The sequence below is a fragment of the Gallibacterium genomosp. 2 genome (genome assembly GCF_000771895.1).
In the GTDB taxonomy this organism is placed as follows: domain Bacteria; phylum Pseudomonadota; class Gammaproteobacteria; order Enterobacterales; family Pasteurellaceae; genus Gallibacterium.
The window spans coordinates 1-24807 of record NZ_JPXY01000052.1 but is presented as its reverse complement, the minus strand read 5'-3'; the positions used below and the strand labels follow the sequence as shown (position 1 = coordinate 24807).

The 24807-nt window shown below is 38.3% G+C and carries 21 protein-coding genes and 1 pseudogene; 8 read left to right on the top strand and 14 right to left on the bottom strand.

The genetic code is table 11. The features are described from left to right. Nucleotides 1-27: 27 nt before the first annotated feature. Nucleotides 28-447: an outer membrane protein assembly factor BamE gene (locus P375_RS10585; protein WP_039136855.1), complete on the bottom strand. Its 420-nt coding sequence runs from the start codon at nucleotides 445-447 to the stop codon at nucleotides 28-30. Nucleotides 448-514: 67 nt separating this feature from the next. Beyond that, nucleotides 515-1528, bottom strand: a complete 1014-nt coding sequence (gene yejK / locus P375_RS10580; RefSeq protein WP_039136853.1) for a nucleoid-associated protein YejK — start codon at nucleotides 1526-1528, stop codon at nucleotides 515-517. Between the two features lie 126 nt (nucleotides 1529-1654). Here yejK and P375_RS10575 point away from each other — a divergent pair, with 126 nt between their 5' ends. Together P375_RS10575 and P375_RS10570 are read left to right on the top strand one after the other, a co-directional pair. Then, nucleotides 1655-1885, top strand: coding sequence for a YejL family protein (locus tag P375_RS10575; protein WP_018346297.1), 231 nt, complete (start codon nucleotides 1655-1657; stop codon nucleotides 1883-1885). A 17-nt stretch (nucleotides 1886-1902) separates the two neighbouring features. After that, nucleotides 1903-3684 (top strand): DUF3413 domain-containing protein, encoded by a 1782-nt coding sequence (locus tag P375_RS10570; RefSeq protein ID WP_039136851.1) that lies wholly within the window; start codon nucleotides 1903-1905, stop codon nucleotides 3682-3684. A gap of 10 nt (nucleotides 3685-3694) precedes the next feature. On the opposite strand, the gene P375_RS10565 is transcribed toward P375_RS10570, so the two are convergent. Continuing rightward, a complete protein-coding gene (locus P375_RS10565) occupies nucleotides 3695-4057 on the bottom strand; it encodes a helix-turn-helix domain-containing protein (protein WP_039136849.1) in 363 nt (120 codons plus the stop codon). Nucleotides 4058-4183: 126 nt separating this feature from the next. Between P375_RS10565 and P375_RS10560 the strand changes: the two genes are divergently transcribed. Beyond that, nucleotides 4184-4375, top strand: coding sequence for a hypothetical protein (locus P375_RS10560; protein WP_039136847.1), 192 nt, complete (start codon nucleotides 4184-4186; stop codon nucleotides 4373-4375). A gap of 40 nt (nucleotides 4376-4415) precedes the next feature. Here the strand turns inward: P375_RS10560 and P375_RS10555 are convergent, their stop codons facing one another. The 10 genes from P375_RS10555 to hinT all read right to left on the bottom strand — a co-directional run bounded on the left by P375_RS10555 (nucleotide 4416) and on the right by hinT (nucleotide 17975). Further along, nucleotides 4416-5609: an NAD(P)/FAD-dependent oxidoreductase gene (locus P375_RS10555; protein WP_039136845.1), complete on the bottom strand. Its 1194-nt coding sequence runs from the start codon at nucleotides 5607-5609 to the stop codon at nucleotides 4416-4418. A gap of 40 nt (nucleotides 5610-5649) precedes the next feature. Beyond that, nucleotides 5650-6711, bottom strand: a complete 1062-nt coding sequence (locus P375_RS10550; RefSeq protein ID WP_052121830.1) for a metallophosphoesterase — start codon at nucleotides 6709-6711, stop codon at nucleotides 5650-5652. 88 nt (nucleotides 6712-6799) lie between these two features. Further along, a complete protein-coding gene (gene waaF, locus P375_RS10545; protein WP_039136843.1) occupies nucleotides 6800-7837 on the bottom strand; it encodes a lipopolysaccharide heptosyltransferase II in 1038 nt (345 codons plus the stop codon). Between the two features lie 9 nt (nucleotides 7838-7846). Beyond that, nucleotides 7847-8773 (bottom strand): ADP-glyceromanno-heptose 6-epimerase, encoded by a 927-nt coding sequence (rfaD, locus tag P375_RS10540; protein ID WP_039136841.1) that lies wholly within the window; start codon nucleotides 8771-8773, stop codon nucleotides 7847-7849. Nucleotides 8774-8919: 146 nt separating this feature from the next. Next, a complete protein-coding gene (acnB, locus tag P375_RS10535; protein ID WP_039136840.1) occupies nucleotides 8920-11526 on the bottom strand; it encodes a bifunctional aconitate hydratase 2/2-methylisocitrate dehydratase in 2607 nt (868 codons plus the stop codon). 221 nt (nucleotides 11527-11747) lie between these two features. Next, the gene (gene lptD / locus P375_RS10530) at nucleotides 11748-14093 is read right to left on the bottom strand and encodes an LPS assembly protein LptD (RefSeq protein ID WP_039136838.1); all 2346 of its coding nucleotides are present in this window, start codon (nucleotides 14091-14093) and stop codon (nucleotides 11748-11750) included. A 143-nt stretch (nucleotides 14094-14236) separates the two neighbouring features. Further along, nucleotides 14237-15187 carry a transaldolase gene (gene tal, locus P375_RS10525; RefSeq protein ID WP_039136836.1) on the bottom strand — a complete coding sequence of 317 codons (951 nt, stop codon included), beginning with the start codon at nucleotides 15185-15187 and terminating at the stop codon, nucleotides 14237-14239. Between the two features lie 143 nt (nucleotides 15188-15330). Continuing rightward, nucleotides 15331-16794: a 4-hydroxy-3-polyprenylbenzoate decarboxylase gene (gene ubiD / locus P375_RS10520; RefSeq protein WP_039136835.1), complete on the bottom strand. Its 1464-nt coding sequence runs from the start codon at nucleotides 16792-16794 to the stop codon at nucleotides 15331-15333. Between the two features lie 13 nt (nucleotides 16795-16807). Continuing rightward, nucleotides 16808-17614, bottom strand: a complete 807-nt coding sequence (bacA, locus tag P375_RS10515; RefSeq protein WP_039136833.1) for an undecaprenyl-diphosphate phosphatase — start codon at nucleotides 17612-17614, stop codon at nucleotides 16808-16810. Between the two features lie 13 nt (nucleotides 17615-17627). After that, nucleotides 17628-17975 (bottom strand): purine nucleoside phosphoramidase, encoded by a 348-nt coding sequence (gene hinT / locus P375_RS10510; RefSeq protein WP_039136831.1) that lies wholly within the window; start codon nucleotides 17973-17975, stop codon nucleotides 17628-17630. 286 nt (nucleotides 17976-18261) lie between these two features. On the opposite strand from hinT, the gene focA reads away from it, so the two are divergent. The 5 genes and pseudogenes from focA to P375_RS10485 all read left to right on the top strand — a co-directional run. After that, nucleotides 18262-19104: a formate transporter FocA gene (gene focA, locus P375_RS10505; RefSeq protein ID WP_039136829.1), complete on the top strand. Its 843-nt coding sequence runs from the start codon at nucleotides 18262-18264 to the stop codon at nucleotides 19102-19104. Nucleotides 19105-19144: 40 nt separating this feature from the next. Beyond that, nucleotides 19145-21457, top strand: coding sequence for a formate C-acetyltransferase (gene pflB, locus P375_RS10500; protein ID WP_039136827.1), 2313 nt, complete (start codon nucleotides 19145-19147; stop codon nucleotides 21455-21457). A 207-nt stretch (nucleotides 21458-21664) separates the two neighbouring features. Next, the gene (gene gdhA / locus P375_RS10495) at nucleotides 21665-23002 is read left to right on the top strand and encodes an NADP-specific glutamate dehydrogenase (RefSeq protein ID WP_039136825.1); all 1338 of its coding nucleotides are present in this window, start codon (nucleotides 21665-21667) and stop codon (nucleotides 23000-23002) included. A gap of 263 nt (nucleotides 23003-23265) precedes the next feature. Beyond that, entirely contained in the window at nucleotides 23266-23532 is a 267-nt protein-coding gene (locus tag P375_RS10490; protein ID WP_039136823.1) for a hypothetical protein, read from the top strand. 25 nt (nucleotides 23533-23557) lie between these two features. After that, a pseudogene (locus P375_RS10485) lies at nucleotides 23558-23992 on the top strand (ABC transporter substrate-binding protein); the annotation flags it as partial. A gap of 51 nt (nucleotides 23993-24043) precedes the next feature. Here P375_RS10485 and P375_RS10480 read toward each other — a convergent pair. Further along, complete coding sequence (locus P375_RS10480) at nucleotides 24044-24442, bottom strand: hypothetical protein (protein WP_052119432.1); 399 nt, start codon at nucleotides 24440-24442, stop codon at nucleotides 24044-24046. Between the last annotated feature and the right edge of the window lie 365 nt (nucleotides 24443-24807).

Sequence of the window (24807 nt, the reverse complement as noted above, 5' to 3'; positions counted from 1 at the left end):
CTATGCCTTTTTATTTTTATACAAAATTTATTTCCAAAATTGCCACCAAGATTTTTCTGATGTTTCTGCTCCTGTTTGTGATTGCCCCACTTCTACCTTTTCCACCTCAACTGGTTGCAAATCCGGTGAATAATTAAAACTTTCTACCGTCCGCTGAGGATTAAAGTGAACTATCAATTTCTTTTCAACAGGCGTTTCATACCCTTTTTGAATACGTTGCACATAAATCCAATTTGCACGATTAAATGGATCAACCAATAATGGGGTTCCCAACAAATACTGTACTTGTTCTTCAGTCATCCCTTTCTGCAATTTCTGCACCAACGCAGCATCAATATAATTACCTTGAGGTACATCAATACGATACACCAATTTTTCTAACGGTGTAGAACAGGCTGTAATCCCCAATGCAAAAAGTGATGATAGTAAAACAATCTTTAATTTCATAGTAGTTAGCCTTCTTAATAATCGTTAACTCGTTCTGATAATACCGAAACTTAGCCTAAATGCCAATTTAATATTTATTCCGCTGTAACTGATCTTTCAAATTGGCAGGCACACCTTTGATTGTCAAGGTATCATTCACTTCATCCCAAATCACACGTTGCCCCAATAATTCGGCATTAAAGGTTAACGTGACGCCGCGTCCTGCGCCGGAAAACTTCTCCAATTTTTTTAATGTTGCTGTTAGTGGCGGAATATTCTCCTCAAGGGCATACTCCTCATTTTGAGCAAACTCGGCAAATGATTGTCCGTTTAACATCCCCATTTCGGCAGAAAGCTCGGTTACATCAATGTCTTCTCCCCGCTGTGCTTGGGCTTTACAATAAGTTAATGCCTGCTGTTTGACCTCTTGCGCTAACTTTGGTTCAATCTGCTCTTGATGGCAATAATCCTGTACCGCCTGTACCAATAGCTGATTTTGCACTTTTGGATTTAATCCCTCTTCCGCACCCAAGAAATCCATAAAGAAATCACTGACTTTGCGCCCGACACGCCCTTTTAGAAAGGTTAAATAACGGTTGGATTGAGCATCCATTTTTAATTCCGTTAAATTGACTCGAGCAATAATATCGCATTTGCTGAGATCCAAATATTGTGTATCGTGTACATTCAACTCATCATCCACCAACAAACTGCTGCGACTATCCACCAATCCTAAAAAGAGATATTCCGTTGCTAAAAAGTTATATTGACTGATAACAAAATTTCCACCGGTAGCAAACGTATATTTACTGATTTCTTGCGCCAATTGCTGCGCCGCTTGCTGACTGAATGTTAAAAAATCGATCTCACTTTCTAAATAGCGATTTAATAATTGTGCAAAAACGGATGCATCGGTAAACACGGCATAAGTCTTGTTTTTTGATTGATAATGTTGATGAAGCTCCAGCATCAACTGCCGCACTAACTCATTATCCGGCAACGGCTGCTGACGCAATCTGGTGTCTATCTCTATTGCTTCGCTTTCTGCTGTTGGTTTACGAAATAATTGGTGCAAAATAATTTGTTCAACATTTATACTCATAATGTTATTCTTCACTCATACAATATAAATAATCGCCATTATAGGTGATTTTACTCATCATTTTTAGCCGATTTTCTGAAAAAATCTGTTATCATAACCGCCACGTTTTTTGTCTATTTCAATACTATGGCTACACATTCAAAATATTCTAATAAACAGATTGAAGCGCTGATGAACGAAATGATCGGCACGTTAGAAAAACACCAAGCACCGGTTGATCTCTCTTTAATCGTATTGGGGGATATGGTCAGTAATCTTTTATTAAGCAGTGTGCAGGAAAATAAGCGTATTGAACTAGCGGAAGCCTTTTCTCAAGCACTATTAAATTCATTAAAAACACCCAATAAAAAGCATTAATTAATTCGTCCGGCATAATGTTAAAACTAAATTACACACGGCAAGATCGCGAAGAGTTATCACGAAAAATCTCGTGGGGTCATTGGTTTGCCTTTTTTAACATTATTATTTCTTTCATTATCGGTGCCCGTTACGCCTTTAATTCCGACTGGCCGGATACATTGCTTGGTAAAATTTACTTTTTTATCAGTATTATCGGGCATTTCAGTTTTATTGTTTTTGCGATCTATTTATTAATCATTTTTCCACTCAGTTTTGTTATCAAAAACTATCGCACGTTTCGTGGGATAACCGTTATTTTGGCAACACTTTGCACGACGGTGCTATTGTTAGACAGTGAGATTTATAAACGCTTTTATATTCACCTCACTTCGATGGTATGGGATTTAATGATTAATCCAGAAAATGGCGAATTGGCTCGCGATTGGCAGCTCTTCTTTGCGCCGATGCCGATTATTCTCCTGTTGCAAATGCTGTTTTCTCGTTGGTCGTGGCAAAAATTACGCAGTCTGGAACGGCAAAAATGGATTAAACCGGTTTCCTATACATTTCTGTTGGCATTTATCGCCACGCATTTAATTTATGTATGGGCAGATGCCACATTCTATCGCCCAATTACAGCACAACGTTCCAATCTACCGCTCTCTTATCCGATGACAGCGCGAAAATTCTTAGAAAAAAACGGCATTTTAGATGCAGAGAGTTATCAGCAACAACTTACAAACAGCGGACGTGCGGATGCTCGTTATCTCGACTATCCAAAACACGAATTGAATTATCCTCAATCACAGCAACAACCGAATATTCTGCTTATCAATATTTCCGGGCTGAAACGTAGCGCCATTTCAGCGACAACGACACCGGCAATTTATCAATTTGCCCAACAATCGATAGATTTTCAAAACAATTACAGCAGTAGTAATTTATCTCAAGAAGGGTTGGTCGGTTTATTTTATGGGCTTCCGGGAAATTACCTTGACAGTATTTTATTCAGTAAAACTGAACCGGTGCTGTTACATCACCTACGAAACTTAGAATACCGAATTCACGCTAATACCACAAAAGAGAATAATCAACCGCTCTTTTCCGTGTTGTTTAATAAAAAAGAGCAATCTGTAGCGGAAAACAACAAAACTGCCTTCCAACAATGGCAACAATGGTATCAAAAACAGGCTCAACAAGCTTGGTTCAGTTTTATTGATGTCAGCTTAACCGCAACAAACAATCCTATAAACACTACCAGAGCGGAGGGTTCCGATACGGTATCTCCTTATCAATATGCCGAAAGATTAATTGAAATTGATCAGCAGTTTTCTGATTTGATTAATCTGTTAAAACAACAGCAACAATTTGACGACACTATCATTATCGTGACTGCCGATAGTGGCTTTAGTGAAGCGCATCAGAATGATTTGTCAGATTTTTCAGCAGATAATATCCAAGTGCCGCTTTTGGTTCATATGCCAACATCCGGCACTGCACAGCGTTCTGATTTGAGCAGCACTTTGGATATTGTACCAACGCTGCTTAAACATATTTTCCTTGTATCTAATCCGGTCGCAGATTTCGCCCTTGGCAATAATCTGTTTGCCATCAATCACTCACCGGATAATTGGACGCTCAGTGCCAATAATCGTTGGGTAGTTATTATCGACAGTGACGGCGTGCAATATCAGATTGATAAATACGGAAATTACAAAAAATTTAATGCGAAATATCAGCAACAAAACTCTACCCGTCCGCCATTAGGGCTTTTCCTTGCTGCTTTTGGTGAACTTCGTAGCTTTAGTGAGCGTTGATTTCTTTAAACTATTTATCTTGAAAAGATAATATCAACTGCAATATTGCTCGCTTTTGATTATCCGAAAGTGTAGAAATAAGCCCTATCAACGTTTCATCTATAATGTCAACTTGCTCATTTTCCAAAACACCATATCTTAACCATTCCGGTTTAACATTTAACCATTCTGATAATGTATTAATTTTATCAAAAGCAGGGATAGCCAAGCCGTTTAACCACTTATAAACGGCTTGTTGCGTAATAGGTTCATTAGGATGACGAAGATTAAATTTTGTTGCTATTTCACTATTTTTCAATAAGTTAGGATATTTCACTGAAATAGCTAGTTTTAATCGTTCACTGAATTTCTCTTTTTCACTAGGTATTTTCATAGAAAGAATTATCACCTATTAAAAAAAATTCTTGTAAACCATATTAGTTTAAATATAAACTATATTGGTTTAATTCATTAATTTGTCTTAAACTTGAACTGTATTATTTTTTAAGAGGATTTTTTTATGAAACTAAATAAACTGTTTATCACAACAATGATTATTGCATCAATGTCATTAGCAGGATGTGCCGAATTAAAAACAAACTTAGAGGATATCGGAAAATCTGCAAAAGAATCTGCTGTTTCTAGAGCGAAAATGGAAGCGAGTCAGAAAGCATCGGAAGCAACAGGAAAAATACTCGGTTCTAAATATTAATATAAAATATATGAATAAAGGCTGCTTTGTCAGCCTTTATTTATTCACCAATAATTGCACTTGCACAAACATAAGCGGAACTCCATGCCCATTGGAAATTATAACCACCAAGCCAACCGGTAACATCCAACACCTCACCAATAAAATAAAGCCCTTTTATATGCTTCACCCCCATTGTTTTCGAGGAAATTTGGTTAGTGTCAACACCACCTAAAGTTACTTCAGCTGTTCGATAACCTTCTGTCCCATTCGGCATAAATTTCCATTGATGAAAAAGTCGGCTAATTTCAGCAATTTTTAGATTGCTTAAATCAGCCAAAATGCTTGTTGGTAATTGATAATACGAAATAAAAAATTCAACCAATTTATTCGGCAATAACCGTTGTAACGCTGTTTTTAATTGCATTTTTGATGAAGACTGACGCATTGCTTGCAAATATTCATCTAGCCTGATCTTCGGTAAAAAATCGATAAATAAAGATTGATTCGGTAACCAATAGTTAGAAATTTGTAACATTGCCGGACCGGAAATTCCTCGATGTGTAAATAACAAAGAATTACTAAAACTCATCCCATTTTCCGCTGTAACCTTAATCGGCACAGAGATTCCGGCTAAATCAGCAAAAACTTTATCTTGCTCACGCCAGGTAAAAGGAACAAGCGAAGCTCGAGGCGGAATAATAGACAATCCAAATTGTTCTGCTATCTGATAACCGAAAGCTGTTGCTCCCAATTTCGGCATCGATAAACCACCAGTGGCTATCACTAAATCTTCACATTGAAAAAACAGATCATTCCCATATTTCACTTCAAAGCCGTGTGTGAGACGCATTACTTGAGAAATTTGAACTTGTAATTGAATTTGTACATTTGCTGATTGACACTCTTTCACCAGCATTGAAACAATCTGCTCTGCTCCGTTATCAGTAAAAAGCTGTCCTAACTCTTTTTCGTGATAGCTAATGCCATAGTCTGCCAATAAAGCAATAAAATCCCATTGGCTATAACGAGCTAAAGCCGACTTCACAAAATGTGGATTCTGCGATAGATAGTGCTGTGCTCCCACTTCTAAATTTGTGAAATTGCAGTAACCGCCACCCGACATCAAAATTTTGCGTCCGACTTTTTTACCATTATCCAATACCAACACTGATTTACCATTTTTACCGATTTGAGCAGCACAAAACAACCCTGCCGCCCCGGCACCGATTATAATCACATCATATCGCTTCATCTTATTTTGTTCCTGAAACATCAATAATCATCACTTCAGACTAAGAACCTAAGCGGAAAGGCACTCCCCAAAAACCGTAGCCTGATGTAACAAACGTATGCATTTGCTCAATCTGTTTATAACCATAACTCAATTCATAAACCCATTTTGTAATCAAATTACCTGGGAAAATTTGTCCATTATGCGTATGACCAGAAACCTGAATATCTGCCCCTGCATTTGCACTTTCCGATAGTGAAAACGGACGGTGATCCATCAATAAAATCGGTAAATTTTGTCGTTTCTCTGTAGGAATAGAAGATAATATAGCTTCTGTAGTTTGACGAAGCTGATCCATTTCATCATTACGCCCCACTAAAATAAATTTATCTGAGACAATAACTGCTTGATCTGTTAATAAATAAACACCCTCTTTACGAACTTCGTGGGCAATTTGTTGCGGTTGTTGGAAGAAATCGTGATTGCCTAATGTCGCATAAACACCCAATGGCGCAGAAAGTTTAGCAAAATGCGGTCCCATTTTTTCCGAGAAATAAGCATTTAAATTATCATCCATTAAATCGCCCGGCAGCAAAATAATGTCCACTTTTTGTTGTTCAAAAATATGCTGTAATTGTTCCAACTGTTTGATGCCAAACAATTTTCCCAAGTGTAAATCACTGGCAACACCAATGCGTAACGGTTGCATTGTTTTATCTATTTTGACGCTATAATGCACAATTTGCGGTGTATACGCCTGATGAATACTGTACGCAAATAGAGCGGATAACGATACTAATGCAAGACAACGGCTGATCATCGGGAATGCTGCCAACTCAACAGCGAACAGCAATAATACTTTGCGTAATAGGAAAATCATCACGGCTACAAGCGTGATATACCATAAAGTGGTCAATATATAAGCTGAATATTTAAATCCATCAGGAATAATGCGTGCAATAGATAACAAAATAAACGCATTGATCGCAACATAGCTCAACCAGAAGAAAACTCGTTTATAGTGTGGTTTTGTTGGTTTAACAAAGAAAAACCAATCGATGGATCTGATAGCAATAAATATAAAAAGTTGTAACGCAATCAATGCGATATATCGAAACAACATTGTATTTATTTCCTCCGAATCTGGATTACGGTTTAAGATTTTATGGGCAAAGCCGCAATGCTTTACCCATTATTTATCAGACTAAGTATTAAAGTAATTTTTCTAACTCTTCTAATACTAATTGCGGTTGAATATCAATAAGAGATTGATGATAGCCCTCTTGGCTATCTTTGCTTTTACGAACTTTGATCAATCCGCCACTAATCAAACGAATCACCTTGACACGTTCAGATAATGGTGGCGTATATTCCGGACTGGTCGGCCCATAAACTGTAACCAATGGTAGTTTTAAAGCGGCAGCAATATGCATTAACCCTGAATCATTGCTCACAACACCATCACAGCTTGCCAATAAATCAATTGCCTGTGGTAACGATGTTTCACCGGCAATATTAATACAGAAAGCTCGCTCTTCCTCAGTTAAACTTTGACAGATTTCCTTGCCGACAGCCTGATCTTTTGCTGAACCGAACAATAATACTTGATAGCCTTTATTAATCAATAATTTAGCTAAATCGGCATAATGATAATGAGGCCAACGCTTTGCTGGTCCAAATTCTGCACCGGGACAAAAGCCAATCTTTTTTCGTTCAGTATCAATCGCAAATTTTTTGCAGAACTGTGCCAAGGTTGCCGCAACCTGATCAGGCTCTGTTTGCAAATAGGGATAAGAGAAAGAAAGATCTTTTGCTGCCGGAATAGCGCCTTGTTCATAAGCCAAAGTAACATAACGTTGCACCATTAGCGGATAATCCTGCTTATTACTCCGCAGATCATTCAATACAAAATAGCGACTCTCCCCTTTCCAGCCGCGACGAACTGGAATCTTTGCAAATAACGGAATTAATGCGGATTTGAAAGAGTTAGGCAACACAATCGCTAAATCATACTGCCCACGTAATGATTTCCCAATTTGATAACGCTGTTTTAAATCAAACTCACCATGACCAATCGGCATCGCAATCGCATTACGCACTTCCGGCATTCGAGAAAGTAATGCGCGGCACCAATTCGGCGCCAACACATCAATGATACAATCAGAATATTGCTGCTTTAATGATTGGTATAAGCTATGCGACATCATCATATCGCCAACCCAAGATGGGCCTATTACAAGAATTCTCATATTTACCCATTATTTTTTATTCAACCACGCCATATATTCCGTCACGCCTTCGGCAACAGTCTTAAACGGTTTATCATAACCGGCGGCGCGCAATTTGGTTAAGTCGGCTTGAGTATACTCCTGATAACGGCTCTTTAAATGTTCCGGGAACGGAATGGTTTGAACTTGTCCTTGACCGTGATATTTAATCACCGCTTTAGCCACTTCCGCAAAACTTTCCGCATTACCGGTACCGCAATTAAAAATGCCAGATACTTTATGCTGCCAACACCAAATATTTACTGCCGCTACATCGCCAACGTAAACAAAATCACGACGGAAATGTTCGCTGCCTTCAAATAATTTCGGATTTTCGCCATCCAAAATTTGGTTATTCAAATGAAACGCCACACTTGCCATTGTGCCTTTGTGATTTTCACGCGGCCCATACACATTAAAATAGCGGAAACCGCAAACCGGCGATTCTGCTTGTGGCAAAATCTGACGCACATATTGGTCGAACAAAAATTTAGAGTAACCATAAACATTAAGCGGATGTTCATATTGGCGTTCTTCAATAAATTCCAAACGATCACCATAAGTTGCCGCTGAAGAGGCATAAAGGAAAGGAATACGACGATCTAAACAGTAATGCAATAACTCTTTGGAATATTCATAGTTATTCTGCATCATATATTTGCCGTTCCATTCCGTAGTAGATGAACAAGCTCCCTCGTGGAAAACGGCATCAATTTCGCCAAGATCATCGCCGGCAATAATAGAAGCGATAAAATCTTCTTTATCACAATAATCTGCAATATCCAAATCTGCTAAATTAGCAAATTTAGTACCATCAGTTAAATTATCAACTACTAAAATATCTTTTCTACCTAAGTCATTGAGAGCTTTCACAATATTACTCCCAATGAAACCTGCCCCGCCTGTTACAATAATCATAATTCTTCCTTACTTGTGAAATAATTTGAAAGCTATTTTAATAGATTTAACAAGCTGAAAAAACAAAAAAATCCCATCACGATAAACGCGATGGGAAAAGTTTGGAGATTAATAAGAAAAAGTAAACTTAATTTTTACCTAAATAATCAAACCGCAGTTTGGAATATCACTTCATCCGCTTTCTTCACATAAGCATTGATCTTATCAAAATTCATATAACGATAAGTATCATCTTTATCTGCCTGTAAATCAGCAGCATAGCTTAAGTACTCTTCCGGAGTAGGTAATTTACCTAATAATGCTGCAACCGCCGCCAATTCCGCAGAGGCAAGATAAACATTTGCACCTTGACCTAAACGGTTCGGGAAGTTACGGGTAGAAGTTGAAACGACTGTTGATTTCGGAGCAACACGTGCCTGGTTTCCCATACATAATGAACAGCCCGGCATTTCTGTTCTTGCACCACTCTTACCAAAGATACTGTAATATCCCTCTTCAGTTAATAATGCAGCATCCATTTTTGTTGGTGGAGCAATCCATAAACGGGTTGGGATCACGTCAGCAAATTTATTCAATAGCTTACCTGCCGCACGGAAATGTCCGATATTGGTCATACAAGATCCGATAAAGACTTCATCAATTTTATCACCTTGTACTTCAGAAAGTTTACGAGCATCATCCGGATCATTCGGTGCGCAAAGGATTGGCTCTTTAATTTCATCCATATTGATTTCAATCACCGCTGCATATTCTGCATCTGGATCTGCTTGTAATAGTTGAGGATCTGCCAACCAAGCTTGCATATTTTTAATACGACGTTCTAATGTACGAGCATCCCCATATCCTTCCGCAATCATCCATTTCAATAAAGTGATATTTGAATTTAAATATTCAATAATCGGCTCTTTATTCAATTTAATGGTACAAGCTGCCGCAGAACGTTCGGCTGATGCGTCTGAAAGCTCAAATGCTTGTTCAATTTTGAGGTTTTCCAAACCTTCGATCTCTAAAATACGACCAGAGAAGATATTTTTCTTACCTTTCTTCTCAACCGTTAATAGACCTTGTTGGATTGCATAATACGGAATGGCGTGAACAAGATCTCGTAATGTGATTCCCGGTTGCATTGTGCCAGTAAAGCGCACCAATATGGATTCAGGCATATCTAACGGCATAACTCCGGTTGCAGCGGCAAATGCAACAAGACCTGAACCGGCTGGAAATGAAATGCCGATTGGGAAACGAGTATGTGAGTCACCGCCTGTACCTACAGTATCCGGCAATAACATACGGTTTAACCAAGAGTGGATAATACCGTCACCCGGACGAAGTGAAACCCCACCACGATTCATAATGAAATCAGGCAATGTATGGTGAGTGTTAACATCAACCGGTTTCGGATAAGCCGCAGTATGGCAGAATGATTGCATTACCAAATCTGCTGAGAAACCTAGGCAAGCCAAATCTTTTAATTCATCACGAGTCATAGGGCCAGTAGTATCTTGAGAACCGACAGAAGTCATACGAGGCTCACAATATTGTCCCGGACGAACCCCATCCACACCGCAAGCACGGCCAACTAATTTTTGTGCTAGAGTAAAGCCTTTATTGCTAGTTGCCACTGCTTGAGGTTTAATGAAAACATCACTTTCCCCAAGACCTAATTCCTGTCTCGCTTTATGAGTTAATCCCCGACCTATAATTAATGGAATACGCCCACCAGCACGTACTTCATCCAATAACACTTGTGTTTTTAATGTGAACGTTGCCAATACTTCATCGCTGTTATGTCGACAAATTTTTCCTTCATAAGGATAAATATCGATAACATCCCCCATATTTAATGAGGTTACATCTACTTCAATTGGCAATGCTCCTGCATCTTCCAGCGTATTGAAAAAAATTGGTGCGATTTTTCCACCTAATACGACACCACCAGCACGTTTATTAGGAATAAATGGAATATCCTCACCCATATACCAAAGCACAGAGTTAGTTGCTGATTTACGAGAAGACCCTGTTCCAACTACATCACCAACATAAGCAAGTGGGAAACCTTTTTCTTTTAACTTATTGATTTGAGTAATTGGACCAACTTCTCCATCCTTATCCGGAGTAATACCATCACGACTATTTTTCAACATTGCTTTTGCGTGTAATGGAATATCTGGTCTTGACCAAGCATCTTGTGCTGGAGAAAGGTCATCAGTGTTGGTTTCACCAGTTACTTTAAACACAGTAACAGTAATTTTATCCGCTAATTTAGGACGAGATAAGAACCACTCTGCATTCGCCCAAGATTGTAATACCTGTTTCGCAAATTCATTACCAGCTTTAGCACGATCCGCTACATCGTGGAAACTATCAAACATTAATAATGTATGAGAAAGCGCCTTTACCGCTAACGGTGCTAACTCTGGATTATCCAATGCTTTAACTAATGGTTCAATGTTATAACCGCCTTGCATTGTGCCTAATAATTCGACTGCACGCTGTTTGCTGATTAATGGAGAACTGACATCTCCGGCAACCACAGCGGATAAGAATGATGCTTTCACATATGCCGCTTCATCTACCCCCGCCGGAATACGATTTTCAAAAAGATCCATTAAATATTCAGTATTCTGCCCTGCCGGTGCTTTCAATAATTCGATCAATTGTGCAGTTTGTTCGGCATTAAGAGGAAGAGGAACAACACCAGCTGCTTTACGTTGTTCAACGTGTTTTTGATAATCTTCTAGGAAATTAGCCATAGTCCATCCTTAATTATTAATAGTAGCGTAGAAGTAACATTTGATTATTAAAATGCCTAATGTTAATCGTTTGTTAATATAGACCTATGATGAGGGAATGTCAAAAGATAGATTATCGGATATTTGATCTAGCTCGCAAAATTTTTTATTTATCTAAAAAAATAAAGCCGAACAATACATTGCCCGACTTTAAATTGATAAAAATGAGGAATAACCCGTAACTATCTCAAACTAAACGGATCGGTATAAGGAAGAATACCGGTTTTCAACATTTTGCTAACATTGCTACCGTGACGATTTCCTAGTCCGGAAATTTCAAAATTAACACCGAAAGAGTGATTGTAATATGTATCCTCTAACGACGAATATTTACCATCAGGTGATGCTGTTAAATAACGTCTTGCTCCGACATTTACTTTCCAGCAACAAGTACTATATTCTACACCTAAGTACTGTTCAACCGGTTTATCCAATTCTGTATCTTGGTAAATGTGTCCAACCATTGCCCAGTTATCGTTTATCTGCCACGATGCAGCCATTCCAACCTGACGAATACTCTGTCCATAAGAGTTTGCACCTACTAAATTTTGATCAATATAATCTTTGCTAACATAACGATAAGTGAACTGAATCAAATTTACACCGGATGGACGATACTCCAACGCCGTGTTCATCAATGAAGTCTGTTTCAATAAAGTATCATATTGATAACTACCCTTCCAATTCCATTGATCGCTAATTTTCCAGTTAGTATCTAGTGCCCAAGAAGAGGAAGAACGTTGAGTACGATGTTCCGGATCACTATCAATTTTTGCTGGTGTTAAATAGAAAATTTGCCCAAGTGAAAGGTTAAAACGTTCGTCCGCATTTTTGTCAAACCAACGTGTTGTACCACCAACCGTAATCTGATTGGCAGAAGCAATGCGGTCTAAACCACTATAACGACGATCACGGAATAAGGAGAAATAATCTTGCTGTAATAACACGGAGTCATAACCGAAACCTAAATAACGATATTTATCAGTTCCAATATTGCTTTGATCACGATATGGTCGGTATAAATATTGCACTTTAGGTTCAAGTGTTTGTGTATATCCTTCAAATAAAGATTGATCGCTTGCCAATACAGTTGCCAATTCTGCTTTAAATTGAGGAATTACTCGATTTACTGAATGTTCTATTTTATATGCATTATCAGCATTCCCTTCTTTTTGACGGTAGTGAGTTGCATATAATTTTGTTTCTAAATTCAAGCTACCATAACGATTTGCTAATGGCATTGACAACGCTGGCTCAGCGTGAAAACGCCACGCAGAAGGCATTCTTTCACTGTCATTTTTAAATTGTACCGCTTGCGCAAAAAGTGAAAAATCTAAACGATCATTCCATAAAGAATCACGGTAATAGTTAAAATCAATCTGCGGCAAAGTTCTGTATGGGCCTGCACCAGTTAAAGTATCAAACACTTGAAATTGTGTTGCTGAAACGGTTAAATTATAGTTCGGTTTGTAATAACTTAACGCAAAACTCTGTGTTGCATAACCGTCAGTACTGCTACCATAAGGAGAAGAAAAATCATTAAAATATTGTTTATCGCTCACTTTAGTATAATTTACATTAAAACGCCAACTATCCCACAATGAGCCACTGTTACGCCAATAAAGTAAATAGCGAGGATCATCCAGTTTATAATCTTTATAACGATCATCTTTAATATACTCACCTGCCAGTACACCTGAACCTAGAACATTGAGATAACGTGCTTCACCCAACATCTGCCATCCACGGCGACTCATATATTTCGGTGTAATAGTCATATCATAATTTGGTGCAATATTAAGATAGATCGGTTGCGCATAAAAATAACCATCACTACCAGATGTTCCAATTTCTGGCATTAATAATCCGCTACGGCGACGATCACCGATTGGAAACTGCACATAAGGGAAATAGAAGACTGGAATATCTTTCACATAAAAAACAGCATTCCACAAATCAGCATACTCCTCTTTAATATGCTGTTTCATTTCAGAAGCACGTAACTTCCAAGAGTTATTATTTGGTAAGCAAGAAGTAAAAGTAGCATTTTTCAATAAGCGATAATCTTGCCTTAATTCCGCTTTTTCTGCAGTTCCTCTACCTTGACGATTAACAAACTGATAATCAGATTGATAGATATCAGCATCTTTTGAATTGAGATGAATATTCGCTTTTTCACCTAAAACGTGTACTAAGTTATCTTGATAATTTAAATTACCATTGATATAAGCATAACGCTGAGGATTGTCTTTCTCACCTTTCTGTTCAACAAAAACAGAGTTTGCATTCAATTTGCGATTTCCCTGCTCTACCTGAACATTCCCTTGATACAACGCATTTTGGGGCTGGTTAATTTCAGCACTATCTGCATCAATATAAACCGGCAACTGGTTAGGATCGGTTTTCACCACCTCACCGGTAAAACGAGGCACGCCTAATAAGCATTGCGCTGTTAAATCGGCAAAGCTTTGTTGACTGTAAAGTGCCGCCATAATAGATAGGGATAAAAGTGAGTAATATTTTTTCATCTGTTCAATTATCTTTTACTAATGCTGTTTAAATAAGGAGGCATTATAGCCTAAATCCGCATAGAACATAAAAACTTAATCTTCATTTATCTAAAAACGAGCAAAAAAAAGGCGGTGATTCACCGCCTAACAAACATCGACAATTAAAGTTTTGCTGCCAACATCGCTTCCAATTTTTCAATATCTGCTGCAAATTTACGAATACCTTCCGCCAACTTCTCAACTGCCATCGCATCCATATTATGTTGCCAGTAAAACTCGCTTTCTGTCATCGCGGCTGGTCGAGGCAATACATCACCCTTATAATCCAATTTACGTGGCAATTCCGCTTCGCTTTCCTGCAACTCTTTCAATAACGCCGGCGAAATAGTTAAACGATCGCAACCTGCCAATTCGGTAATTTCTCCGATATTGCGGAAACTTGCTCCCATTACTACGGTTTTATAGCCATACTGTTTGTAATAGTTATAAATTTTTGTTACTGAAATTACACCAGGATCTTCACTCGGCACAAATGCTTTCTTATCACTGTTCGCTTTATACCAGTCTAAAATACGACCAACAAACGGCGAAATAAGGTAAACACCTGCTTCTGCACACGCCCTTGCCTGAGCTTCAGAGAATAATAATGTTAAATTACAGTTAATCCCTTCTTTTTCTAGAATTTCCGCTGCACGGATACCTTGCCAAGTAGACGCAATTTTTATCAAAATTCGATCATTACTGATTCCTGCTTCATTATAAAGTGCAATAAGTTTACGTGCTTTTGCTACAGTTGCTTCTGTATCGTAAGATAAACGAGCATCCACTTCAGTAGAAATACGTCCTGGGACGATTTTCAAAATTTCCAAACCAATATTTACCGCTAATTTATCTTCTGCATCAATTAATTGTTGTGCTTTATCCGAACTTTTACTTTTTGCATAATCAACAGCTTCATCAATTAACGAAGCATATTGTGGTAGTTGGGAGGCACTTAATACTAATGATGGATTGGTGGTTGCATCTTGTGGTTGGTATTTTTTGATTGCTTCAATATCACCGGTATCGGCAACAACCACTGTCATTTTGCGTAGAGCTTCAAGTTGTGACATAAAATTTACTCCTTAATTTTATTTGAAAAGTGCTGGCATAGTACCACAGAAACAATTACTCTGAGTAGTACGTTTTCTATTATTGCGATTTACGATATTTAATATTAGCGTAACCGCCTGTTTCAAGACTGAAAACATTACTCTTAAAGACCTAATTGTTGCCAAATCTCATCAATTCGTTTCACGACATTCGGATCTTTTTTAATAGGACGCCCCCACTCCCGTTGAGTTTCTCCCTGCCATTTATTGGTTGCATCAATTCCCATTTTGGAGCCTAACCCCGCTACTGGTGAAGCAAAATCAAGATAATCTATCGGGGTATTTTCCACTAATGTAACATCCCGTGCTGGATCGCATCTGGTTGTAATTGCCCAAATTACATCTTTCCAATCGCGTGCATTAACATCATCATCACAAACCACTACAAATTTAGTATACATAAACTGCCGTAAGAATGACCAAACTCCCATCATTACACGTTTAGCGTGGCCAGCATACTGCTTTTTGATCGTCACTACCGCTAAACGATAAGAACACCCTTCCGGTGGTAAGTAAAAATCAACAATTTCCGGAAATTGCTTCTGCAAAATAGGAATAAAAACCTCATTCAATGACTCCCCCAGTACCGCTGGCTCATCCGGTGGACGACCAGTATAAGTCGAATGATAAATCGGGTCTTTACGCATTGTTAGATGAGTGACGGTAAATACCGGAAAGTGTTCCTGCTCATTGTAATAACCGGTGTGATCGCCATAAGGTCCTTCTAATGCAGTTTCATTCGGATCAATATATCCCTCCAGCACAATTTCCGCACCAGCAGGAATCTCCAAATCACAGCTTAATGCTTTCGACACTTCTGTTTTATTACCACGAAGCAAGCCTGCAAAGGCGTACTCAGAAAGCGTATCCGGAATAGGTGTTACTGCACTTAAAATAGTTGCCGGATCAGCGCCCAACGCTACAACAACTGGGAATTTCTCGTCTGGATGGACTTCTTTCCATTCCTGAAAATCTAAAGCACCACCACGATGCGATAGCCAACGCATAATTAATTTATTTTTTCCAATCAGTTGTTGACGATAAATACCGATATTTTGCCGTTTTTTATAAGGCCCTTTTGTAACTGTCAATCCCCAAGTAATTAAAGGGGCTACATCATCCGGCCAACAGTGCATAATCGGTAAACGGTATAAATCCACCTGATCTCCACTTAAAACAACATCCTGACATTCCGGTTTACTGATCGTTTTTGTCGGCATATTTAACACAGGGCGAAATTGTGTAATGCTGCTGAACAGATCTTTTATCCCTTTTGGCGGCTCGGGTTCTTTCAAAAATGCCAACAGCTTGCCCACTTCCCGCAATGTGCTGACATCTTCTTGCCCCATTCCCAATGCAACCCGTTTCGGCGTACCGAACAAATTACATAACACAGGCATATCAAATCCTTTCGCATTTTCAAACAACAATGCCGGCCCACCTTTACGCAAAGTACGATCCGCAATTTCTGTCATTTCCAGATACGGATCAACTTCAACCGTAATGCGTTTAAGCTCCCCCTGTTGTTCCAGCAATGTAATAAATTCACGTAAATTTTTATATTTCACCCTCTGCCCCTTATTAAGCCAACACGATCCAAGCCAATAAAATCGCTAAGATAAAACGGTATATCGCAAAAGAAACGAATGAGATTTTACCAATTAAATGCAAGAATGTTCGAATAGCAATCATTGCCACTACAAATGCGGTAACGAAACCAACCACAAATAACGGTAAATCATCCCACGAAAGAAAAGGAAGGCTTTTATATAAATCTAATGCGGTTGCACCAATCATCATCGGCACAGCTAAAATAAAAGAATATTCTGCTGCAGCTTTTTTACCTACTCCCATCAACAACCCACCGGAAATAGTCGCTCCGGAACGAGAAAAGCCAGGGAATAATGCCAAACACTGGAATAGCCCGATCGCAAATGCCTGACGGTAAGTAATTTGATCCAACTCTTCCGCATATGCCGGTTGCGGACGAAATTTTTCCGCCAAAATCAATAAAATACCACCGGCAACCAAAGCACCGATAACATTATGAATATTGAACCAAGATTTGATCGTGGAATGAAATAGTAACCCCAACACCACTGCCGGGATCATCCCTAAAATAATATGTATTAAATTTAAGTGAGCTTTGTTCCGATCCACTTTCTCACCGAAATGAATACCGATCAATCCGAACATTTTGCACCAGTACACAAAAATAACTGCCAAAATCGACCCTAATTGAATAATCACTTCAAACGTTGCCGCTTTTTGCCCTTCAAAGCCAAGAAAATGACCGGCAATTATCATATGTCCAGTTGATGAAACAGGTAAAAATTCGGTTAAGCCTTCAACACAACCTAAAATGAAAGCAATTAATAATTCAGACATTCAAAACTCCTGCTTACGGCAACATTTTGCCAAGCTGTTTACCACCAACCAAATGCATATGTAAATGAAACACTTCCTGTCCGCCGTGTTTATTACAATTCACAATGAGGCGATAACCATCCTCATCAATACCTTGTTCTTTTGCAATTTTTGCAGCAATGACAAACAGATGCCCTAAAACTTGTTCATCTTCCGCTGTTACATCGTTGACAGTTGGGATGATTTTATTCGGAATAATCAAAATATGTGTCGGTGCTTGCGGAGCAATATCGCGGAATGCCGTAACTAAATCATCCTGATAGACGATATCTGCCGGAATTTCTTTACGGATAATTTTGCTAAAGATAGTTTCTGTTGCCATAACTTTTCTCCTTAAAAATAACTAATAATATGAAGGTTAAAATAACTCGTCTATTATAAAGGCTTTTTTATAGTTATGCTTGTAAAAGAGAAGAAAACTTCTTTACATTGTTTTAAAACAACTTTTTAACAATATTTCAATAACTTAATTTGAAATTTGATCTGTATCAACGATACCTCAAAACGGTAATTTCTAAACACTGAATTTGCTATTTATTCCCACTAAAACTTCCTATAATTAGCAAAATTTTTGAAAATATAAAATTTTTTTGAAGGAAATCGTGTTTATGAAAGATGCGACAACTATTGCACTGAATCCGGCACAGATGACAGATCTGGCGGAAGATGTTGCCGCTTATAAAGCACAGAAAAAACCTTTTCTCTCTTTTGCCTCCGGTATTTCCGCCGGTGCCTGTATTGCACTTGCCTTTGTGTTTTATACAACAACACAAACCGGATTAACTAATGCTTCGTGGGGATTGGCTAAACTCGTTGGCGGTTTGGTTTTCTCTCTTGGTGTCATTATGGTAGTGATTTTGGGAACAGAACTTTTTACCTCCTCCACACTAACCGCCACCGCTAAAGCTTCCGGTAGAATTACTGCTGTACAAATGCTACGCAACTGGGTTGTTGTTTATTTTGGCAATTTCGTAGGCAGTTTAATCATTGTGGCGTTAATCTGGTTCGCTGGGCAAACAATGGCCGTGGAAGGTCAATGGGGATTAACTATTCTGAAAACTGCACAACATAAAATTCACCATTCTTGGTTAGAGGCTTTTTGCTTAGGTATTTTATGTAATATTATGGTTTGTGTCGCCATTTGGATGGCTTATTCCGGACGGACGGTAACCGATAAAGCATTAATTATGATTTTACCGATTGGGATGTTCGTTGCTTCAGGTTTTGAACACTGTGTAGCAAATATGTTTATGATTCCAATGGGTATTTTGACAGCACATTATAGTGATGCTTCATTTTGGCAACAATTGGGAATTGATGCTTCACAGTTTGCCGATTTAGATTTCTACCATTTTATTGTGAAGAATTTAATTCCTGTCACATTAGGTAACATTATTGGTGGTGCGGTTTGTATTGGCTTATTCCATCGCTTTTTAGCCAAAGCGCACTAAAGCATTTATTTTTATTCATTATTCAATTAAGGAAATGATTATGACTCAATTAACAGAACAACAACAATTAGCTTGGTCAGGTTTCCAAGCTGGTGATTGGCAAGAAAACGTCAATGTACGTGATTTTATTCAACGTAACTACACTCCATATGAAGGTGATGAATCTTTCTTAGCTGGTGCTACTGCTGCTACCACCAAACTTTGGAATAAAGTTATGGAAGGTATTAAAGAGGAAAACCGCACTCACGAACCTCTTGATTTTGATACAGACATTCCTTCAACAATCATTTCTCACCCAGCAGGATATATCGAGAAAGAATTAGAACAGATCGTTGGATTACAAACTGATGCTCCTTTAAAACGTGCCATTATTCCTTTTGGTGGGATCAAAATGGTTGAAGGATCTTGTAAAGTTTATGGTCGAGAATTAGATCCTAAAGTAAAAAAAATCTTTACTGAATACCGTAAAACACATAACCAAGGAGTATTTGATGTCTACACACCAGATATTCTACGTTGTCGTAAATCAGGTGTATTAACCGGCTTACCAGATGCTTATGGACGTGGACGTATCATCGGAGATTATCGCCGTGTTGCCCTTTATGGTATTGATTTCTTAATGGCTGATAAATATAAACAATTCTCTTCACTTCAACCACGCTTAGAAAGCGGTGAAGATCTTGAAATGACCATCCAATTACGTGAAGAAATTGCTGAACAACATCGCGCATTGGGTCAAATCAAACAAATGGCTGCCAGTTATGGTTACGATATTTCCGGACCGGCAAAAAATGCTAAAGAAGCTGTACAATGGACTTACTTCGGTTACCTTGCTGCAGTTAAATCACAAAACGGTGCAGCGATGTCATTTGGTCGTGTCTCTTCATTCTTAGATATTTATATTGAGCGTGACTTAAAAGAAGGCACTTTGACTGAAGAACAAGCTCAAGAGTTGATCGATCATCTTGTTATGAAATTACGTATGGTACGTTTCTTACGTACTCCTGAATACGATCAATTATTCTCAGGGGACCCAATTTGGGCAACAGAATCTCTTGGTGGTATGGGTTTAGATGGACGTACTTTAGTAACTAAAAATACATTCCGTTTCTTAAATACTCTTTACACTATGGGACCATCACCTGAACCAAATATGACAATTCTTTGGTCTGAAAAATTACCGGATAACTTTAAACGTTTCTGTGCAAAAGTTTCTATTGATACCTCTTCTGTTCAATATGAAAACGATGATTTAATGCGTCCAGATTTCAATAGTGATGATTATGCTATTGCTTGCTGTGTGAGTCCAATGGTTGTTGGTAAACAAATGCAGTTCTTCGGTGCAAGAGCAAACCTAGCCAAAACAATGCTTTACTCTATCAATGGTGGTATTGATGAGAAAAACGGTATGCAAGTTGGTCCGAAAACAGAGCCAATCAAAACTGAATATCTTGACTACGATGATGTTATGACCCGTATGGATAGCTTTATGGATTGGTTGGCAAAACAATATGTTACTGCCTTGAACATCATCCACTATATGCACGATAAATACAGTTATGAAGCTGCATTAATGGCATTACACGATCGTGATGTTTATCGCACAATGGCTTGCGGTATCGCCGGATTATCCGTTGCGGCAGACTCACTTTCTGCTATCAAATATGCAAAAGTTAAACCTATCCGTGGCGACATCAAAGATAAAGACGGTAATGTTGTGGCTAAAGATATTGCTATCGACTTTGAAATTGAAGGTGAATATCCACAATTCGGTAACAACGACAGCCGTGTAGATGAAATTGCTTGCGACTTGGTTGAACGCTTTATGAAGAAAATTCAAAAACTTAAAACTTACCGCAATGCAGTGCCTACTCAATCTGTATTGACCATTACTTCCAACGTGGTTTACGGTAAGAAAACCGGTAATACTCCGGACGGTCGTCGTGCCGGCGCACCATTCGGACCAGGTGCAAACCCAATGCACGGTCGTGACCAAAAAGGAGCGGTAGCTTCATTAACTTCTGTGGCTAAATTGCCATTCGCTTATGCGAAAGACGGTATCTCTTATACCTTCTCAATCGTACCAAATGCGTTAGGTAAAGATTACGAAGCACAAAAACGTAATTTAGCAGGCTTAATGGACGGTTATTTCCACCACGAAGCGACCATTGAAGGCGGACAACACTTGAACGTGAACGTAATGAACCGTGAAATGTTGTTAGATGCAATGGAAAATCCGGAAAAATATCCACAATTAACCATTCGCGTTTCCGGTTATGCAGTGCGTTTTAACTCTTTAACTAAAGAGCAACAACAAGACGTTATTACTCGTACTTTCACACAAACTATGTAATTAATAACTATTGATTAAAAAACTGCCTTTCGGGGCAGTTTTTTTATATCTTTTATTCAAAAATTAAACATATTTCAAAAATATCCGGTTTATTTATATCTCATTTAACTTTTCTTATTTTTCTTAAAAAAAACTAGCCTTTTTTTTGCCTTGCTTGCTACACTGACTAACAATTCAAACATAACAACAAAATAGGAAGGCAAACATATGAATGACTTAACACTTTTATTCGAAAAAATTAAACAACGTGATCCGAACCAAGCACCATTTCATCAAGCAGTTGAAGAGGTTTTCGGTAGTCTAGCACCTTTTATCGCCAAACATCCGAAATATGCACAACAAGGCTTACTTGAACGTATCGTTGAACCGGAACGAGTAATAATGTTCCGAGTATCTTGGGTTGATGACAAAGGTCAAGTGCAAGTAAATCGTGGTTATCGTATTCAAATGAACTCCGCCATCGGTCCTTATAAAGGCGGATTACGCTTCCATCCGACTGTTGATCTTGGTGTCTTAAAATTCCTTGCTTTTGAACAAGTCTTCAAAAATGCTTTAACCACGTTACCTATGGGTGGCGGCAAAGGAGGTTCTGATTTTGATCCTAAAGGCAAATCTGATGCGGAAGTAATGCGTTTCTGCCAAGCATTTATGACCGAACTTTCTCGTCACATCGGTGCCGATCTTGATGTACCTGCCGGTGATATTGGCGTTGGCGGACGTGAAATCGGCTATCTATTTGGACAATACAAACGTGTTCGTAATGAATTTGCTTCTGTATTAACCGGAAAAGGTTTACCTTACGGTGGTAGTTTGATTCGTCCGGAAGCCACCGGTTACGGTGTGGTGTACTTCGCACAAAGTATGTTAAAAACCAAAGGACAAAGCATTGAAGGTAAACGCGTGCTTATTTCCGGTTCAGGTAATGTTGCGCAGTATGCAGCTGAAAAAGCGATCCAATTAGGTGCGAAAGTCTTAACCCTTTCCGACTCAAACGGTTTTGTTAAATTTGCTGACAGCGGTATGACAGAAGCTCAATTAGCAGCATTAATTGAATTAAAAGAAGTGCGTCGCGAACGTATTTCTGTTTATGCCAAAGAACAAGGCTTAGAATATTTTGCCAACCAAAAACCTTGGGGAATTCCTTGTGATGTCGCACTACCTTGCGCAACGCAAAATGAATTGGATACAGAAGATGCCAAAACATTATTGAGTAATGGTTGTATCTGTGTTGCCGAAGGGGCGAATATGCCATCTACTTTAGGGGCTGTAAACGTATTTATCGATGCCAAAATTCTTTATGCACCGGGTAAAGCCAGCAATGCCGGCGGGGTGGCAACATCAGGATTGGAAATGAGCCAAAATGCGATTCGTTTATCTTGGAGTCGTGAAGAAGTGGATCAACGCCTTTTCGACATTATGGCAAATATCCACGAAAACTGCGTTGCTAACGGTAGTGAAAACGGCTACATCAACTATGTAAACGGCGCCAATATTGCCGGTTTCCGCAAAGTGGCTGATGCAATGCTAGCACAAGGTATCGTATAACCCTTTTCCACAATTCCTTTTATCTCTTGAAGATGGGTATTTCCCATCTTCTTTTTTTATCATTCTAATTATTCCTTCTTCAAAAAAGATCAACATTATTCAATATTATTTTAAATGCAGATTTCTTATAACATTTCCAATTACCATCATATTTTTATCCCTTTTAGTTATAAAAAATAATAAAAAGTGCTAAATAGCCATCTAGCCGTATAGAAATAAATTTATATAATGCCTTTATGTTTTAGTTTAAATGGACTCTGAAAATGGATTGGCAATACGTTGTTAATGCAATTCCAAAATTTATTGATGCAACCTTACTCACGCTTTATTTAGCGGGAGCCGGTATCCTTTTCTCGCTCATCATCGGCATTATCTGTGCAGTACTGCTGGTGTATCCGATACGAGTTTTATCTCGCATCACTAAAGCTTATATTGAAATCTCTTGCAAGATTGTTTACCACGAAATGACTTTCACTCGTCAAGTTTCAGACCACATTATTTTTATGGATCAAAGCAATATTATTGAATAGAACACTCCAGAACAATTTTTAAGAAGTCGGTAAAATAGATTCCGTCATCACAGATATTCAGCAATTAACTGATAAAACATTATTAGTTAATAAGGGCACTACCGCCGATGCCTTCTTCACAAAAAATTATCCTAATATCAAATTATTGAAATTTGAACAAAATACAGAAACCTTTGATGCCTTAAAAGATGGGCGTGGCGACGCATTAGCACACGACAACACACTATTATTCGCGTGGACAAAAAATAATCCAGGCTATACCGTTGGTGTGCGTAGCTTGGGCGAACAAGAGTTCATCGCTCCGGCAGTACAAAAAAATCAACCTGAATTATTAAAATGGTTAAATGATGAAATCGTAAAACTAACTAAAGAGGGTAAAATTAAAGCCGCTTACGAAAAAACACTACATCCAGTTTACGGCGATACCATCAGCGAATCTGATATTTTGGTGGATTATTAGTAATAGACAAAAAAGGTAAAGGCTTATCCTTTACCTTTCATAACTTCTCATCTACCAGCGATACCAATATCTGTGAGGCCAACGTGGGCCTAAATCGTATGGAGGAAAATCATCATAATAAAATTGCCGCTCAATCTCCATCTGTCGGATTTGTTGCTGAGCCATATAATTTTGTAATGCCAATTTATAACAAGATTGGAACATTGGATCATTCACCCGCTTAGTATATTCCGCTTTGAATGCTTTCTGCTCTTTTTCTGTTAAGCCAATATCCTGATCAAACTGACGCTTCATTAAATATGCCGTTTCTTCATCACACTGTTTTGCCAAAGCAACCTGTAGCGCCTGCTGCTGCCGAATTTGAGCCTCCTCTCTAGCTCGCTGTTGCTCCGGTGTCAAAGCACAAGCGGTTAGGAGGACAACAAGACCCATAATTAATATTCGTTTCATAATCTCACCTTATATCTTCACAAGATTCTGTAAGATTAGAATACTACCAATAACGATTAAAAAACAGTAAATGATTTTATGATAATTAATATTATATTTATGCATCAATTGGTATCCGAATAATCCAAGTAGTAATCCTATAATAAATGCAGGAAACATACTTACTATGTGAGAAAAGACCTCTCCTGTTAGCAAATCTTTATTCCAAAATCCTATAATTGCACCTATCATTTGCAGCATAAACAATGGCTCACTATTTTTGAAAAACAAGTCAAAGCGTGTGAAGCAAAAATTCAAGAAGAGGATCAAGCTGCATTAAAATAATAAAAAACAACCTCCTACTACTTGTGATCTGCACCCCAAAA

Coding starts and splice junctions, on each gene's coding strand:
- P375_RS10565 (WP_039136849.1), bottom strand. CDS start 4,057: ATGAAAATACCTAGTGAAAAAGAGAAATTCAGTGAACGATTAAAACTA.
- P375_RS10585 (WP_039136855.1), bottom strand. CDS start 447: ATGAAATTAAAGATTGTTTTACTATCATCACTTTTTGCATTGGGGATT.
- P375_RS10570 (WP_039136851.1), top strand. CDS start 1,903: ATGTTAAAACTAAATTACACACGGCAAGATCGCGAAGAGTTATCACGA.
- gdhA (WP_039136825.1), top strand. CDS start 21,665: ATGAATGACTTAACACTTTTATTCGAAAAAATTAAACAACGTGATCCG.
- hinT (WP_039136831.1), bottom strand. CDS start 17,975: ATGGCAACAGAAACTATCTTTAGCAAAATTATCCGTAAAGAAATTCCG.
- lptD (WP_039136838.1), bottom strand. CDS start 14,093: ATGAAAAAATATTACTCACTTTTATCCCTATCTATTATGGCGGCACTT.
- P375_RS10550 (WP_052121830.1), bottom strand. CDS start 6,711: ATGTTGTTTCGATATATCGCATTGATTGCGTTACAACTTTTTATATTT.
- focA (WP_039136829.1), top strand. CDS start 18,262: ATGAAAGATGCGACAACTATTGCACTGAATCCGGCACAGATGACAGAT.
- waaF (WP_039136843.1), bottom strand. CDS start 7,837: ATGAGAATTCTTGTAATAGGCCCATCTTGGGTTGGCGATATGATGATG.
- tal (WP_039136836.1), bottom strand. CDS start 15,187: ATGTCACAACTTGAAGCTCTACGCAAAATGACAGTGGTTGTTGCCGAT.
- P375_RS10480 (WP_052119432.1), bottom strand. CDS start 24,442: ATGAAACGAATATTAATTATGGGTCTTGTTGTCCTCCTAACCGCTTGT.
- acnB (WP_039136840.1), bottom strand. CDS start 11,526: ATGGCTAATTTCCTAGAAGATTATCAAAAACACGTTGAACAACGTAAA.
- P375_RS10560 (WP_039136847.1), top strand. CDS start 4,184: ATGAAACTAAATAAACTGTTTATCACAACAATGATTATTGCATCAATG.
- P375_RS10575 (WP_018346297.1), top strand. CDS start 1,655: ATGGCTACACATTCAAAATATTCTAATAAACAGATTGAAGCGCTGATG.
- yejK (WP_039136853.1), bottom strand. CDS start 1,528: ATGAGTATAAATGTTGAACAAATTATTTTGCACCAATTATTTCGTAAA.
- pflB (WP_039136827.1), top strand. CDS start 19,145: ATGACTCAATTAACAGAACAACAACAATTAGCTTGGTCAGGTTTCCAA.
- bacA (WP_039136833.1), bottom strand. CDS start 17,614: ATGTCTGAATTATTAATTGCTTTCATTTTAGGTTGTGTTGAAGGCTTA.
- P375_RS10490 (WP_039136823.1), top strand. CDS start 23,266: ATGGATTGGCAATACGTTGTTAATGCAATTCCAAAATTTATTGATGCA.
- rfaD (WP_039136841.1), bottom strand. CDS start 8,773: ATGATTATTGTAACAGGCGGGGCAGGTTTCATTGGGAGTAATATTGTG.
- P375_RS10555 (WP_039136845.1), bottom strand. CDS start 5,609: ATGAAGCGATATGATGTGATTATAATCGGTGCCGGGGCGGCAGGGTTG.